The 15,333-nt window shown below is 39.2% G+C and carries 14 protein-coding genes; all 14 read left to right on the top strand.

What is annotated here, in order from left to right:
• The 14 genes from truA (at position 1) to BLP50_RS01900 (ending at position 15,059) form a co-directional block, all read left to right on the top strand.
• On the top strand, positions 1-735 hold the full coding sequence (truA, locus tag BLP50_RS01830) for a tRNA pseudouridine(38-40) synthase TruA (protein ID WP_090150089.1): 735 nt from the start codon (positions 1-3) through the stop codon (positions 733-735).
• Positions 736-843: 108 nt separating this feature from the next.
• Positions 844-1,578 (top strand): UTRA domain-containing protein, encoded by a 735-nt coding sequence (locus BLP50_RS01835; RefSeq protein ID WP_090150092.1) that lies wholly within the window; start codon positions 844-846, stop codon positions 1,576-1,578.
• Between the two features lie 179 nt (positions 1,579-1,757).
• Positions 1,758-3,593: a PTS system trehalose-specific EIIBC component gene (gene treP, locus BLP50_RS01840; protein ID WP_090150095.1), complete on the top strand. Its 1,836-nt coding sequence runs from the start codon at positions 1,758-1,760 to the stop codon at positions 3,591-3,593.
• A gap of 10 nt (positions 3,594-3,603) precedes the next feature.
• A complete protein-coding gene (treC, locus tag BLP50_RS01845) occupies positions 3,604-5,241 on the top strand; it encodes an alpha,alpha-phosphotrehalase (protein WP_090150099.1) in 1,638 nt (545 codons plus the stop codon).
• Between the two features lie 202 nt (positions 5,242-5,443).
• The gene (gene rplM, locus BLP50_RS01850; RefSeq protein WP_090150102.1) at positions 5,444-5,872 is read left to right on the top strand and encodes a 50S ribosomal protein L13; all 429 of its coding nucleotides are present in this window, start codon (positions 5,444-5,446) and stop codon (positions 5,870-5,872) included.
• Between the two features lie 13 nt (positions 5,873-5,885).
• Complete coding sequence (gene rpsI, locus BLP50_RS01855) at positions 5,886-6,284, top strand: 30S ribosomal protein S9 (protein WP_028234846.1); 399 nt, start codon at positions 5,886-5,888, stop codon at positions 6,282-6,284.
• 510 nt (positions 6,285-6,794) lie between these two features.
• Positions 6,795-7,775, top strand: coding sequence for a Gfo/Idh/MocA family protein (locus BLP50_RS01865; RefSeq protein WP_090150107.1), 981 nt, complete (start codon positions 6,795-6,797; stop codon positions 7,773-7,775).
• A 150-nt stretch (positions 7,776-7,925) separates the two neighbouring features.
• Complete coding sequence (locus BLP50_RS01870) at positions 7,926-8,558, top strand: methylated-DNA--[protein]-cysteine S-methyltransferase (protein WP_090150110.1); 633 nt, start codon at positions 7,926-7,928, stop codon at positions 8,556-8,558.
• Between the two features lie 216 nt (positions 8,559-8,774).
• The gene (locus BLP50_RS01875; RefSeq protein ID WP_090150113.1) at positions 8,775-9,410 is read left to right on the top strand and encodes a hypothetical protein; all 636 of its coding nucleotides are present in this window, start codon (positions 8,775-8,777) and stop codon (positions 9,408-9,410) included.
• Between the two features lie 87 nt (positions 9,411-9,497).
• Positions 9,498-10,058 carry an alpha/beta fold hydrolase gene (locus BLP50_RS01880; protein WP_090150115.1) on the top strand — a complete coding sequence of 187 codons (561 nt, stop codon included), beginning with the start codon at positions 9,498-9,500 and terminating at the stop codon, positions 10,056-10,058.
• Positions 10,059-10,375: 317 nt separating this feature from the next.
• Entirely contained in the window at positions 10,376-11,161 is a 786-nt protein-coding gene (locus BLP50_RS01885) for a ZIP family metal transporter (protein WP_090150118.1), read from the top strand.
• 94 nt (positions 11,162-11,255) lie between these two features.
• Positions 11,256-12,263: a Gfo/Idh/MocA family protein gene (locus BLP50_RS01890; RefSeq protein ID WP_090150123.1), complete on the top strand. Its 1,008-nt coding sequence runs from the start codon at positions 11,256-11,258 to the stop codon at positions 12,261-12,263.
• 2 nt (positions 12,264-12,265) lie between these two features.
• Entirely contained in the window at positions 12,266-13,570 is a 1,305-nt protein-coding gene (locus tag BLP50_RS01895) for an ATP-binding protein (protein WP_090150126.1), read from the top strand.
• Between the two features lie 256 nt (positions 13,571-13,826).
• Positions 13,827-15,059 (top strand): L-lactate MFS transporter, encoded by a 1,233-nt coding sequence (locus BLP50_RS01900; protein WP_090150129.1) that lies wholly within the window; start codon positions 13,827-13,829, stop codon positions 15,057-15,059.
• The last annotated feature ends 274 nt before the right edge of the window (positions 15,060-15,333 follow it).

Below are 15,333 nucleotides of genomic sequence, written 5' to 3' on the forward strand. Positions count from 1 at the left end.
ATGCGAGTAATGATAGTAGTTGCCTATGATGGCAGCGGATATAGTGGCTGGCAGATTCAGCCTAATGGAGTGACAATAGAACAAAAGCTTAATGAGGCCCTTACAGATTTATTGCAAGAGCCTATTTCTATAATGGGAGCTAGCCGTACTGATGCAGGAGTTCATTCTCTTGGCAATGTGGCAGTGTTTGATACTAATTCTAGAATGCCTGCTGACAAAATTAGCTTTGCTCTCAATCAGAGATTGCCTGATGATATTGTGGTACAGTATTCATGTCAGGTTGATGATGATTTTCATCCAAGATATGCCCCTTGTAGAAAGACATACGAGTATAAAATTTTAAATCGTAAAATGCCTGATCCTACAAAGCGCAAGGATACATTCCATTATTACTATGATTTGGATGTGGAAAAGATGAACGAGGCAGCAGCCTATTTGATAGGCCAGCATGATTTTACTTCTTTTTCTTCTGTAAAAGCCCAGGTTAAATCCCGTGTACGCACTATTTATACAGCTAGGGTTTATAAGGAGGACGATGTGATTCACATTCGTCTTACAGGTGACGGTTTCCTTTATAACATGGTTCGCATTATTGCAGGTACCCTTATTAAGGTGGGGGCAGGCGAGATGGATCCAATGTATATGCTTGAAATATTCCGTGGACGCAACCGTGAATTGGCAGGCCCAACAGCCCCCGCCCATGGTTTAACCATGATAGGTATCGAATATGAGTAATATATAAGCCTGTAGTTAACAATCTCTGAGGTCTCTGAAGAATGACGTGTAGTCATCGAAAGAGACTCTCAGGATTGTTAACGTAACAGGCGTAGTATGGTATAAAATATGGCAAAAGCGAAGTATGAATCGATTTATAGAGATTTAAAACTTAAGATAGAAGACGAGGAATATGAGTACCAGAGTATTTTGCCATCGGAGAGTACTTTGGTGGGAGTATATGATTGTTCTAGAAATACGGTAAGACGTGCTCTGGCGCAGCTTGCAGAGATAGGTTATGTTCAGGCTATTAATGGTGTAGGTGTCAGAGTTATCTATCAGCCTTATGACAAGGCCAGCTTTATCATTGGCGGTATCGAGACATTTAAGGAGACTGCCGCTAGAAACAAGCTAAATAGCGACACTGAGGTAGTGATGTTTGCTGAGATAGTGGCAGACGCCAGAGTTGCTAAAAGAACTGGATTTGCTGAGGGGACTGAGCTCTACTACATCCAAAGACTTAGAAAGCTTGATGGCAAGCCATGTATTATGGATATCAATATGTTTGACAAGTCAATTGTCACAGGCATTACTCCTGAGATTGCAGCAAAGTCCATCTATGACTACATCGAAAATGAGCTGAAGATGGAAATAGGCATGAGTAAGCGTAAGATGACAGTTGAGAGAGTCACTGAGGTAGATTCAAAGTACCTAAGCCTTGGGGACTACAATTGTCTTGCGGTTGTTACTAGCCAGACATTTAATGGAATGGGTATTATGTTTGAATATACCCAGTCTCGACATGTGCCTGAGTATTTCTGCTTCATGGACACAGCTGTCCGCAGCGATACAACAAATATATAGACTTATAAAAGTATCTAGCATTGCTAGGTACTTTTTGTGTTTTATGGGATTTTAAAATTATAAGGTAAGAATTTTTTATGAAATATATTGACCTGTTTAAACAGCTGTGATATAAAATAACTATGAGACCTGTTTAAACAGGTTACCGTGTGAAGTATTTATAGAAAAAGGAGATTGTCATGGGAAAATTTACAGAGGAAAGCAAGCAATTACTCGATTTGATTGGCGGAAAGAGTAATATTGCAGCAGTATCACACTGTGTTACGAGAATGAGATTTGCTCTCAATGACCCTGCAAAGGCTGATATTAAGGGGATTGAGAAAATCAAAGGTGTGAAAGGTACATTTACTCAGGCTGGACAGTTCCAGGTTATTATTGGTCAGGAAGTTCAGGAATTCTACAATGATTTCGTTGCAGTAGCAGGAGTAGAGGGAGTTTCTAAGGACCAGGTTAAAAAGGCAGCTAAGAAGAATCAGAATCTTCTTCAGCAGATTATGTCTTCAATCGCAGAAATTTTTGCTCCAATTATTCCAGCTCTTGTAGTCGGAGGTTTGATTTTAGGTTTTAGAAATGTAATTGGTGAAATCGATTTTGGTAATGGCACTATCGTTTCACAGTCACAGTTCTGGGCAGGTGTCCACAGTTTCTTATGGCTTATAGGTGAGGCTATTTTCCATATGTTACCTGTTGGTATCTGCTGGTCAATTACAAAGAAGATGGGTACAACTCAGATTCTTGGTATTGTACTTGGTTGTACACTTGTATCTGGTCAGCTCCTTAACGCTTATGGCGTTGCAGGTGCAGCAGCTGATGCTATTCCAAAGTGGGATTTTGGTTTTGCACAGGTAAACATGATTGGTTATCAGGCACAGGTAATTCCAGCTATTTTAGCAGGCTTTTGCCTTGTGTTCCTTGAGAAGTTCTTTACAAAGATTTGTCCAAAGGTAATATCAATGATTGTTGTGCCATTCTTCTCATTAGTACTTGCAGTTATGGCATCACACTTTATTTTAGGACCTATCGGTTGGAAGATTGGCTCATGGATTTCAGCAGGTGTTCACGCTGGTCTTACAAGCTCAGTTAACTGGTTGTTTGCAGGTGTATTTGGTATGTTCTATGCTCCACTTGTTATCACCGGTCTTCACCATATGACAAATGCAATTGATACACAGCTTGTAGCTGATTTCGGTGGTACAATACTGTGGCCAATGATTGCACTTTCAAACATTGCTCAGGGTTCTGCAGTTTTAGGTATGATTTTCCTTCAGAAGAAGAATACAAAGACTCAGGAAGTTTCTATTCCAGCATGTATCTCATGTTACCTTGGTGTAACAGAGCCTGCTATGTTCGGTGTTAACTTAAAATATGGATTCCCATTCTTTAGCGCCATGATTGGTTCATGTATCGCAGCTATCATTTCTGTAGGTAGCGGCGTTATGGCAAATTCAATTGGTGTAGGTGGTATCCCTGGAATTCTTTCAATCCAGACAAGATATATGCTTATATTTGCTATCTGCATGCTTGTTGCTATTATTGTTCCATTTGTGCTCACAGTTGTTGTTGGCAAGAAGAGACTTACAACAGAAGATATATACGGAGAGAGTGAAGATGAGGAAACAGAAGAAGTAATAAAGGTTGCTGATGTTGATTTAACAAAAGTTGTAGCTGGTAAGGTTATTCCACTTGAGCAGGTTGAGGATGAGGTTTTCTCTAAGAAGCTTATGGGTGATGGAATTGCAATTATTCCAGATGAAGAAGTAGTTCATGCTCCAGCTGATGGCGTTATTGCAGTTACAATGGATGACAGCAGACACGCTATTGGAATGAAGCTTGATAAGGGGGGAGAGGTATTGATACATGTTGGTATCGATACAGTTCAGATGAACGGCGCTGGTTTTGAATATTTGGTAGAGAAGAATCAGGCAGTAAAGGCCGGCCAGCCACTTCTTAAATTTAGTAAAAAGGAGATTGCAGCAGCAGGCAAGTCTGACACAGTAGTCTGCGTTGTAATGTAAGGCAGTTATAATGTTAGATTTCAAAGATAAAGTTGTTTATCAAATATATCCTAGATCATTTTATGACACCAATGGAGATGGCTTTGGAGATTTAAGGGGTATCACAGCTAAGCTTGATTATCTAAAAGAGCTTGGGGTAGATTTCCTTTGGATTACACCTTTTTTCATTTCTCCTCAGAGGGATAATGGCTATGATATTGCTGATTATCGCCAGATTGATCCACGATTTGGCACTATGGAAGACTTTGAAGAGCTATCAAGTGAGGCTAAGAAACGGGGCATAGGCATAATGCTTGATATGGTCTTTAATCACACTTCCACAGAGCATCAGTGGTTTAAAAAGGCTATTTCTGGGGACGAGAAATACATTAATTACTACAAGTTTGTGGATGGAACAAGAGATTGTCCACCTACAAACTGGGTGTCAAAGTTTGGTGGCAATGCTTGGGAATATGTAGACAGTCTGAATAAATGGTATTTACATTTGTTTGATGTAACTCAGGCAGACCTTAACTGGGACAATCCAGAGGTTAGAGACGAGCTAAAGGATATCATCAGATTTTGGAAGGCAAAGGGTGTTAGCGGATTTAGATTTGATGTAATTAACCTAATATCAAAGCCTGAGAATCTGGAGAATGATTATGAGGGTGATGGTAGAAGATTCTATACTGACGGTCCGCGAGTTCATGAGTTTTTAAAGGAACTGGTGGCAGATACTGGTATAGCTGACATGATAACAGTAGGGGAAATGTCATCTACCACAATAGATAACTGTATCAAGTACTCTAATCCATCAGAAAAAGAGCTTTCCATGGTATTTAGCTTCCATCATCTTAAGGTGGATTACAAAAATGGAAACAAGTGGGAGCTTATGCCTTATGACAAATCTGCTCTTAAAAAGCTGTTTAAGGATTGGCAGGAACAGATGTCAAAGAATGGCGGTTGGAATGCAGTCTTTTGGACTAATCACGACCAGCCTCGCACCATTTCTCGATTTGGTAACGAGGAAAAGTACTGGAAGGAATCGGGCAAGCTTTTTGCCGGTATTATCCACTTTATGAGAGGTACTCCTTATATTTACCAGGGAGAGGAGATTGGAATGTTAAACACTCACTTTACTGACATTAGCCAGTATCGCGATGTGGAAAGCCTGAATTATTTCAAGATTTTGCAGGAGGAAGGGAAGTCTTCTGATGAGGCTCTTGCTATTATTAATGAGCGCTCTAGAGACAACTGCCGTACACCAATGCAGTGGGATTCCTCGGCAAATGATGGATTTACAACAGGCGCACCTTGGATTGAAGTTCCAGAGTATGGCAAGCATATTACTGCAGAGTCCCAGATAAATGATGAGACATCTATCTTTTCATTCTACAAGAAGCTGATTTATCTCAGAAAAGAGTACAAGATTATCTCAGATGGAGAAATCTCATTTGATGAGTGCCCTGAGGAGATAATTAGCTATGAGAGAAAATTAGGGGATAAAGTCCTTAAGGTTGTTGGAAATCTATCTGAAAATGAAATTGATTATAGCTGGTCAGATGAAGGATATGACAGACTGATTGGCAATTATGACAGCGCAGTAAATTCATCTAATGGGCAGGTGAAACTTAGGCCTTATGAGTTTGCTGTATTTAAAAATTTCTAGTATAATGGGGGTGCTTTCGGCACCCTCTTTTTTATTCATTTTCTTGTTGACGAAAGCTAATTCCTATTGTAAAATGTAACGGTTGATGTAGTAAGGTAACTTGCGTCCATTAGCCCGGAGGCGAGTTTTACTATAATTATCCATGCAGGTGCCCGGACATCACCGGCTTGGAGCTTTAGATTTATTTAAGGAGGAATTCTCAATGAATACTTATATGCCAAACCCATCTCAGATTGAGAGAAAATGGTATGTAGTTGACGCTGAGGGCCAGACACTTGGTCGTCTTTCAGCAGAAGTTGCAAAGGTTTTAAGAGGTAAGAATAAGCCAGTCTTCACTCCACACGCTGATTGTGGTGACTATGTTATCGTAGTTAATGCAGAGAAGATTAAGGTTACAGGTAAGAAGCTTGATCAGAAGATTTACTATCATCACTCAGACTATGTTGGTGGTATGAAGGAGACAACTCTTCGTGAGATGCTCAACACACACCCTGATAGAGTAATCGAGCACGCTGTTAAGGGCATGCTTCCAAAGGGACCACTTGGTCGTCAGATGTACACAAAGCTTTTCGTTTACGCTGGACCAGATCATAAGCAGCAGGCACAGAAGCCAGAAGTGCTTACATTTTAATAGGAGGTAGATCATGGCTAAGAATACAACAAAGTATTACGGAACTGGTAGAAGAAAGTCTTCAGTTGCTAGAGTATATCTTGTACCTGGCACAGGTAAGATCACAATAAATAAGAGAGATATCGACGAGTACCTTGGTCTTGAGACATTAAAGGTAGTTGTTCGTCAGCCACTTGTAGCTACAGGCACTGTAGAGAAGTTTGACGTTATCGTTAACGTAAAGGGTGGCGGATACACTGGCCAGGCTGGTGCTATCAGACACGGTATTTCACGTGCACTCCTTGAGGTAGACGCTGAGTACAGACCTACACTTAAGGCTGCTGGATTCCTCACAAGAGATCCACGTATGAAAGAGCGTAAGAAGTACGGTCTCAAGGCTGCGAGAAGAGCGCCACAGTTTTCAAAGAGATAAGGATTGTTGCAAATTGTGCAACTACAAAAATGCTCCGGGAAGCTTGCTTCCTTGGAGCTTTTTTAGTTGCGCAATTTATTACAAGACAAGAAATGATGAGCGTGAAATGCGAAGCATTTCTGCGAATTGTTTCTTGGATTTGCAACAATCCTGTATTTTATTGGAAAACAAGAGATGACGAAATAGCCCGAAGGGCTATGAGTTCAACTCTTGTTTTGCAGGAATCCTTATCTCTTTTCTGCAAATTGTTTCTTGGATTTGCAGCAATCCTGTATTTTATTGGAAAACAAGAAATGATGAGCAAGACACGAAGTGTCTGCGAATGGCATCGCGGAATATAGATATCTGTCCTGGGGTCTTTTTTGTGTGCCGTTGAACAGGATGGTAGATATAGGTATAATTATAAACAGTTGCTACAAAGAAAAAATTTAAGTATTTCTGAATAGATTAACTTATATAATAACTGATTATAAGACAGATGAACTACAGGGAAGGAGATTCGAGAAAAATATGAGCAAAGAGATAAAATGGGCTGTACTGGGAACAGGTGTAATTGCAAATGAAATGGCTGCAGGTCTTCAGAAAATGGGTAAATCTCTTTATGCAGTAGGAAATCGAACCTATGATAAAGCGGTTGCTTTTGCAGAAAAGTATGGTATCGAAAAAGTCTATCCGTCAATCGATGAAATGTTTGCCGATGAAGATGTGGATATTATCTACATAACGACTCCTCATAATACTCATTATGGTTTTATGAAGAAAGCTTTGGAAAATGGTAAACACATCCTGGTTGAAAAATCTATCACTTTGAATTCTTCAGAACTATGCGAAATGATCAGCCTGGCAAATGAAAGAGGCCTTATACTTGCAGAAGCAATGACAATCTGGCACATGCCGATATACAAGGAACTGTGGAAGATCATAGAAAATGGAGAGCTTGGAAAAGTTCAGATGATAACGGTGAACTTTGGAAGCTTCAAAGATTATGATATGAAGAACAGGTTTTTTAATCGAAAATTGGCAGGTGGAGCAATGCTTGATATTGGAGTATATGCCCTAAGCATTGTCCGTAGCTTCATGGAAGAAAAACCCGAAAATCTGATGAGCCAGTGGAAGAGTGCACCGACCGGAGTTGATGAGCAGGCGACTATTCTATTACAAAATGATAAGAATCAGATGGCAACTGTAGCTCTTACCATGCACTCAAAGCAACCTAAACGAGTAATGATAAGTTGTGAAAAGGGCTATATAGAGATAATGGAGTTTCCACGTGCTGATAAAGCGATTATCACAGAAGCCTTAACCGGCGAAAAAAGGAAAATATCAGCAGGGAATACGGCAGATGCTTTGTACTATGAGCTTACAGATATGGAAACAGCAATTACTAGCGGAGATGCTTCTGTTATGAAACTACAGTATTCGATTGATGTAATGGATATTATGACAAGGCTTAGAAATGAATGGGGATTGAAATATCCTGAGGAAGAGTAAATCAGAAGATAATCTTACAAAAGATAGACAAAGATTTAATGAGTAGAAAGTAAAATCAGAGTATTATTTTTGATTGCGGTTATTAAAGTTGCCACCAGCAGCATACAGTAGCCCTTAGTACGAAATCACCATTTTACTTCAGGGGGAATTATGCAAACAAGAGAAGAAGCGTTAACCTACGGCCTTTCATTTCCAGACACATATCAGGATGCACCTTTTCATGATGCCAACTGGCAATTAGTCAGATATAAATATAATAAAAAGGCTTTCCTTTGGACATATGAGAGGGATGGATTTATAAATCTAAATGTCAAGGTGGACCCAGATAGTGCCTACTATTGGCGCAGAATATATGATGCTGTGATTCCTGGATACCATCAAAACAAGGATCATTGGAATACCATTATCCTTGATGGAAGTATCCCTGAGAAGGACATAAAGCTTATGATAGCTGAGAGTTATGATCTTATCTCAGACAGCCCTTCAAAGCGTATATACGAGGCTGTAAAGAAGATTCCAAAGGGCAAGGTGGCGACTTACGGTCAGGTGGCAAGCGTTGCTGGTGATAAAAACATGGCCCGTGCAGTAGGAAATGCCCTTCATAAGAATCCAGATCCTTCTAGTATTCCTTGTCATAGAGTTGTTAACGCTAAGGGTGAGTTGGCAGGACAGTATGCCTTTGGCGCCGCATGGAAACAGGGAGAAATACTTGAATCCGAGGGCGTAGAAGTCATAGATGGTAGAGTTGATTTAAAAAAGTATCAGTGGAAAATGGATTATTAACCTTGAAAATATGATTTATTTTAACTCCAGAGAGAAAGGGTTCTCCCTGGAGTTTTTGTGCTACAGGAAGTTATATGTTATAATGATTGAAAATTTGGACGCGACATTAATTTTGTCTATTAATTGTCGATACAAATTTAAGAGAGAACAATTGTAAAGCTAGGACAGCGAATATTTCAACGGAATGAAGTTGTATTTCTAAAGGAGGATAATTTAATGAGTACAATTCATAATTCCTATGAATATTACGAGGGAAATCAGAGTCTTCTTAGCATGCTAAATAAAAAGAAGACAGGTAACAAGTTAATCAATCAGATTATTGCGGATAACGAAACAGCATATAAAAAGAAGATGGAGTCCATGGGAATCTACACCGATTCCTCTAAGGATAAGTATTCTAACGTAGCAAAGGCCTCTGACAGTTTGCTTGATGCAATTGAAGATGTAACAAAAGAGGAGTTGTATAAGGTTCAAGAGGGTAAGGAATACGATAAGTCTCCTTTACTTAAGAGCATTACAAATTTTGTTACAGCATACAACAACGAAATTACAAGCTTAAATAACTGCGGTGGGGCATTGAATCAGGAATTTGCCAAGGAATTTAAAACTTCCTTTACTGCAAATAAAGATGCTCTAGAAGGGATTGGAATCACTTCAGATGATGATGGTAAGCTTACTATCAATCAGGAAAAATTATCTGGAGCTCCAGGTAATAAGCTTAAGACTGTATTTGGAGATAATTCTGGATATATTAAGTCAGTTACAGCAAGCGTAGATCCAATCAATGATATCTTAGGCAAGGTAAGAGCATTGAGATCTTCAAATTACAATTCTAAAGGTATTATGTTTTAATAATGGACCAGGGGGACGGGGTTAGTGGACCATTTTCAAAATGGTCCACTAACTCCGTCCCCCTGGTTCATTTAGAAAGGAAAATGTATGAGTAAAAATATTGTAGTTTTATTTCCGGGAATTGGCTATCACAACGATAAGCCACTTATGTACTACACAAAAAAGATTGCGAAAAATGCGGACTATGAAATAGTAGAGGTCAGCTATGAATTTGGTGAGCTTCCTAAAGACTTGAAGAAGAATCAGGAGAAAATACAGGAGGCATATGAGGAAGCTTTTAAGCAGGTTGATGAGCAGCTTAAGAATATAGATTTTAAATCATACGATAGGGTTGTATTTGTAGGCAAGAGCATTGGTACGGCTGTAATGGCAAGATACAACATGACCTATGAGTTGGACGTGGATATGATTATCTACACACCGATTCCAGAGACATTTAATTATGTATCAAATTGTGAGGGATTGGTATTTCATGGCAGCGCTGATCCGTTCTGCGATACAGATATGTGCGTTCAGCTGTGCGAAGAATTATCCCTTACCTATGCTGTTGTTCCAGGGGCTAATCATTCCCTTGAAACAGGAGATGTGGCCCTTGATATTAAAAACATAGGACGAGTAATGGGGACAGTTGAGAAATTATTTCTATAAGGCTAATGTACAAGCTGGATAAAAAGGAGGATAATGAATAGGCGACAGTTCATTGATATTTAACATATATATAGTATTCTGATTCAGTAATGGACCACTAACCCCGTCCCCTAGGTTCATTTTGTGGGACTAAATAGGTACACCTCTGTGGGTTATTATTTACACAGTTAATGATGTGTAAGTGATTTATGGAGGTATTACTTATGAAAGGATATGTTGTTTCGGCTGGATATATGGGACTTGTAGATGGTAATTATGAATTGTTTGCCACAGAAGAGGATTACTACGAATACATGGCAGCATAGGTGAGGTAAAACATGATAGTGCAGGTATTATTGGGACTTTTGATTCCATTTGCGGGTACTACAGCAGGTTCGGCCTGCGTAGTATTTATGAAGAACGAATTAAAGGATAAGGTGCAGCGAGCTCTTACTGGATTCGCCAGTGGAGTTATGGTGGCGGCATCTATATGGAGCTTGCTTATACCTGCTATGACACAGTCTGAGGAGAATATGGGCAGATTAGCCTTTATCCCTGCTGTGGTTGGATTTTGGCTTGGTATTCTATTCCTGTTATTGCTTGACTGTGTTATCCCGCATTTGCATATGCATGCAGAAAAGGCTGAGGGCCCTAAAAGCAAGTTAAAGCGCACCACCATGATGGTACTTGCGGTGACACTTCACAACATACCAGAGGGTATGGCTGTTGGTGTTGTTTATGCAGGTGTTATCACTGGTAGTGGCATTGTAACTGTAGGCGGAGCTCTGGCTCTTGCTTTAGGTATCGCCATTCAGAATTTCCCTGAGGGAGCTATTATTTCTATGCCTCTTCATAGCGAGGGCGTTAGTAAGACTAGAGCATTTTTGTACGGTACTTTATCTGGAGCCGTTGAGCCGGTAGGCGCATTTCTCACTATCATAGCAGCAGGGCTTGTAGTTCCTGCTATGCCATATCTTCTCAGCTTTGCAGCTGGAGCTATGATGTATGTAGTAGTAGAGGAATTGATTCCAGAAATGTCATCAGGTGAGCATTCTAATATAGGCGTTATTATGTTTGCAATGGGATTTACTCTTATGATGGCCCTTGATGTGGCATTAGGTTAGTTAAAATATTAATTTAATATCAAATATTAGTTGAAAAATATCCCCCTGTAGAAGTATCTTATATTATAAAGATTTTTACAGGGGGATTTCTTTAATGAAATTAGCAATAATAGGAACAGGTAAAATAGTTCACCAAGCCCTCTTTGCCATAGAGGAACTATCTGAAATTGAAAAGGTGGCAATATATGCTAGAGCACACAGCAAGGAAAAAGCTGATGAGTTGGCTAAGAAGTACGGCATTAAGGAAGTCTATATAGACTACAATGAGCTTTTGGAGAAATCTGATTGTGACACAGTATATATAGGACTTGTAAATAGTGCCCATTTTCAGTATTCAAAAGAGGCTCTTCTGGCAGGGAAAAATGTTATTTTGGAAAAGCCATTTACTGAGACTTTAGAGCAGGCCCTTGAGCTTAAGAAAATTGCTGAGGATAAGGGACTCTTTTTATTAGAGGCAATAACAGTACTTCACAATCCTGTGTTTGATAGGGCAAAAGCGGTACTTGATGAGATAGGTCCTAAAAAGATGTTTATGGCAAACTATTCCCAGTATTCTAGTCGTTATGATGACTATAAAAAGGGCGTGGTGGCTCCTGCCTTTGATCCTGAACTTGGTGGAGGAGCTCTAGGAGATATTAATGTATATAATATTCATTATGCGGTAGCCCTCTTTGGAATGCCAAATTTCGTGGAGTATTTTCCTAATAAGGGATTTAATGGAGTGGACACTTCTGGCATGCTTATTTTGTCCTATGATGGATTTAGCGCCATGTGCACAGGAGCTAAGGACTCAGACAGCCCAAGCTTTGTAACCATACAGGGCGAGGATGGATATATGACAGTAAATGGCAAACCTAATTCAAGTGATAGCCTGACTTTAGTTACCATGAAATCTACAGATGATAAAACACTTGATGCAGCAGGCTCCATTAAAAGGCAAATCCATGAGGAGGAGTTTACAAAACCTGAGATGAGACATAGAATGACTCAGGAATTTATTGATTTTGCAGCAATTATCGATAATAAAAATTTTGATAAGGCAAAAGAATTACTTGAAGAGTCAATTACAGTAGTTAAGGTACTTAAGAAAGCGAGGCAATAATAATGTACGATAAGATATCAAGACTTCTTATGTTTGGGGATTTGAGCGAGGAGAGCATTCTCTATCAAATGGGGAATGTAATAGATAAAGTAGAATCAGGCGACTATAACAAACGTGAAGTGACAAAGGATATTAATGCTGTGTCAAAGCGACTTTTGATGCTTGCTACAGACTATGGCTTTGATGACAATCTCTGGCACAATTATATTGCATTTTACATTATTACAAATGAGAATCCATTTTCTCTTGTGACAGAAAAGACAGATGTAAAGCCAGGCTCTGTAAATTATCTTGTGGAAAATGATTTTAAACTTTTAAAAGAGCTGTTTGATTATGATTTCAGCCCACTAGAAAAGGAGCTTGGTATCGGCTCATTTTCTGTGTTTAACAACTACAGTGCTGTTCACAAGAACGAGCAGATGTACAACCGCAATGTAAGCGAAAAGGTAAGAACCCTCTCAAAGGCACTAGAGGCAGCAGCTGATGAGAAGGAATTCTTTAACGTAATTACGGATTTTTATAAGTCTTACGGCGTAGGCATGTTCGGTCTAAACAAGGCATTTAGACTAGAGGAAGTTGGAAATAACGATATAAAGTTTGTTCCAATCAATAACATGGATGAGGTAGTTCTAGATGATTTGATTGGATATGAGTATCAGAAGCAGCAGCTTGTAGAAAATACTGAGAGCTTTGTGGCTGGCAAGAAGGCCAACAACGTACTTCTCTTTGGAGATAGCGGAACAGGCAAGTCTACAAGCATTAAGGCTATCGTTAATCAGTACTATAATGACGGTCTTAGAATGATTGAGATTTACAAGCATCAGTTTAAGTATTTGTCAAAGATAATAGCTACTATCAAAAATAGAAATTATAAGTTTATTATCTATATGGATGACTTATCATTTGAGGAGCATGAGATAGAGTACAAGTTCCTTAAGGCTGTCATCGAAGGTGGCGTGGAGACTCGCCCTGATAATATTCTCATATATGCCACATCTAATCGTAGACATCTTATTAAGGAAACATGGAATGATAGAAACGATCAGGATAATACAAATGACAGACATCATTCAGATACAGTGGAGGAGAAGCTTTCTCTTGTTAATCGTTTTGGTGTTACAATATGCTACTCAAAGCCTATGCCAAAGGAATACGTGGTAATCGTTACAGAGCTTGCCAAGCGAGCAGGCATCACTATGGATGAGGAGCAGCTTATAGCTGAGGCAAAGCAGTGGGAGCTTAGCCACGGCGGAATATCCGGTCGTACAGCTCAGCAGTTCATAAATCATTTGTTGGGGGCCAATTAGAGAATACTCAGCTTAATCACAGTGGGCATAAACTAAAGGTTTATGCCCACTGCTTTTTTGTTGATGTATAGATAATTTGGGTAATGTTAAAATATTATCAATAAGAGCAATTGATCAACCCGGGACATTGAGAGACGTTGCATATACTGTTAAAATATGCAAAATATAACAAGTGTGGTGCAATAATCGAAAATGATAAATTGATTGCTTTAACTAAAATATCTATTAGTTAAACTGCGTATTAAGGAGAATAATAATGAATTTAGACAAAAAAAGATGGATTATTTTACTGGCAGGATGTTTTATTAATCTATGCCTAGGTTCTATTTATGCATGGAGTATTTTTTCTTCAGCTATGGCTGACTACTTCAACAATTCACTTGGTATGAATGTTACAGCCCTTGATTTAGGTATTGTATATACTATAGCGAACTCAGTTGGACCTATCACAATGATTTCTGGTGGTTGGTTCAATGACAAGATTGGACCAAAGAAAGTTATTCTTGTAGGTGGTATCATGTGGGGACTTGGTATGTTCCTTTCAGGTTTTGCTACAAGCATTAATTTCTTAGTAGTGACATACGGTCTCATTGGTGGTCTTGGACTGGGTATGGCATACGGTAGCACTATTTCAACATGTGTTAAGTTCTTCCCAGATAAGCGTGGACTTATTGGTGGTATTACAACGGCTGTTTATGGATTGGGCTCAGTTATTCTTCCTCCAATCGTAACAAAGGTTGTAGCAAGCACAGATGCAACATTTGCATTTAAGGCAGTAGGTATTGCATTCCTTATTCTTATTGCTGTATCTTGCCTATTCCTTGAGCAGTGTCCTGAAGGCTACAAGCCAGAAGGATGGGAGCCAGCAGTTGCGAAGGCAGGGGCTGCGCCAAAGAATTTAGACTGGAAGGGCATGATTAAGACTCCAGTATTCTATACAATGCTCCTTCTTCTTACATGCGGTGCATTCACAGGTATGATGGTTATTCCAATGGCTTCACCTATCGCTCAGAACATGGTTGGTATGACACCAGCAGCTGCCGCAGCAGCAGTATCTGTATTAGCACTTTTCAATGCTTTCGGTCGTATAGTTGCAGGTACTCTTTCTGACAAGATTGGTCGTATCAATACACTTACACTTGCCTGTGTTTTAGGTGGTGCTGGACTTCTTTGCCTTTACTTTACAGGTGCAGGTTCTGTTGCTCAGTTCTACATAGGCCTTTCTGTAGTAGGTGTTAGCTTTGGTTCATTTATGGGTGTTTATCCTGGATTTACAGCTGATCAGTTTGGACCAAAGAACAATTCGGTAAATTACGGAATCATGTTTATTGGTTTTGCATTAGCAGGTTACTTCGGACCAATGATTATGAAAAACACTGTAGCAAAATATGGTGTTTACCAGAGAGCATTCCTCATTGCATGTGTATTCTCAGTAGTGGGAGTAATTTTCACTATCATTTACAGAGCACTTAATAAGAAAAGCAACTAATTAGATTTATTTAAGCGGGTAGGCAATTGCTTGCCCGCTTTATTCAAACCTTTAAGTTTGTGAATAATTTGTGAAAACCATACAAAAGGAGTTTATAAGAATTTGCTAAAACGTAAAAAATGGAATTTGCATCTTTACAAGTGTAAAGTTTATGGTAAAGTATTCTCATAAACAAACAAGTTCGGATTGTTACTGCAAGGCAGGCAAGACTGAATCGTCCATTACACATAGTCTAGGACTATGATATTATGTAAGGGGATGATTTGGTCATTTT

This window comes from Pseudobutyrivibrio sp. AR14 (genome assembly GCF_900101325.1).
Taxonomy (GTDB): domain Bacteria; phylum Bacillota; class Clostridia; order Lachnospirales; family Lachnospiraceae; genus Pseudobutyrivibrio.

Bases quoted from the DNA above. Each gene is read 5' to 3' on its own strand.
- treP (WP_090150095.1), top strand. From the start codon at position 1,758: ATGGGAAAATTTACAGAGGAAAGCAAGCAATTACTCGATTTGATTGGC.
- BLP50_RS01865 (WP_090150107.1), top strand. From the start codon at position 6,795: ATGAGCAAAGAGATAAAATGGGCTGTACTGGGAACAGGTGTAATTGCA.
- BLP50_RS01900 (WP_090150129.1), top strand. From the start codon at position 13,827: ATGAATTTAGACAAAAAAAGATGGATTATTTTACTGGCAGGATGTTTT.
- treC (WP_090150099.1), top strand. From the start codon at position 3,604: ATGTTAGATTTCAAAGATAAAGTTGTTTATCAAATATATCCTAGATCA.
- BLP50_RS01880 (WP_090150115.1), top strand. From the start codon at position 9,498: ATGAGTAAAAATATTGTAGTTTTATTTCCGGGAATTGGCTATCACAAC.
- BLP50_RS01885 (WP_090150118.1), top strand. From the start codon at position 10,376: ATGATAGTGCAGGTATTATTGGGACTTTTGATTCCATTTGCGGGTACT.
- rplM (WP_090150102.1), top strand. From the start codon at position 5,444: ATGAATACTTATATGCCAAACCCATCTCAGATTGAGAGAAAATGGTAT.
- BLP50_RS01875 (WP_090150113.1), top strand. From the start codon at position 8,775: ATGAGTACAATTCATAATTCCTATGAATATTACGAGGGAAATCAGAGT.
- BLP50_RS01835 (WP_090150092.1), top strand. From the start codon at position 844: ATGGCAAAAGCGAAGTATGAATCGATTTATAGAGATTTAAAACTTAAG.
- BLP50_RS01895 (WP_090150126.1), top strand. From the start codon at position 12,266: ATGTACGATAAGATATCAAGACTTCTTATGTTTGGGGATTTGAGCGAG.
- rpsI (WP_028234846.1), top strand. From the start codon at position 5,886: ATGGCTAAGAATACAACAAAGTATTACGGAACTGGTAGAAGAAAGTCT.
- BLP50_RS01890 (WP_090150123.1), top strand. From the start codon at position 11,256: ATGAAATTAGCAATAATAGGAACAGGTAAAATAGTTCACCAAGCCCTC.
- truA (WP_090150089.1), top strand. From the start codon at position 1: ATGCGAGTAATGATAGTAGTTGCCTATGATGGCAGCGGATATAGTGGC.
- BLP50_RS01870 (WP_090150110.1), top strand. From the start codon at position 7,926: ATGCAAACAAGAGAAGAAGCGTTAACCTACGGCCTTTCATTTCCAGAC.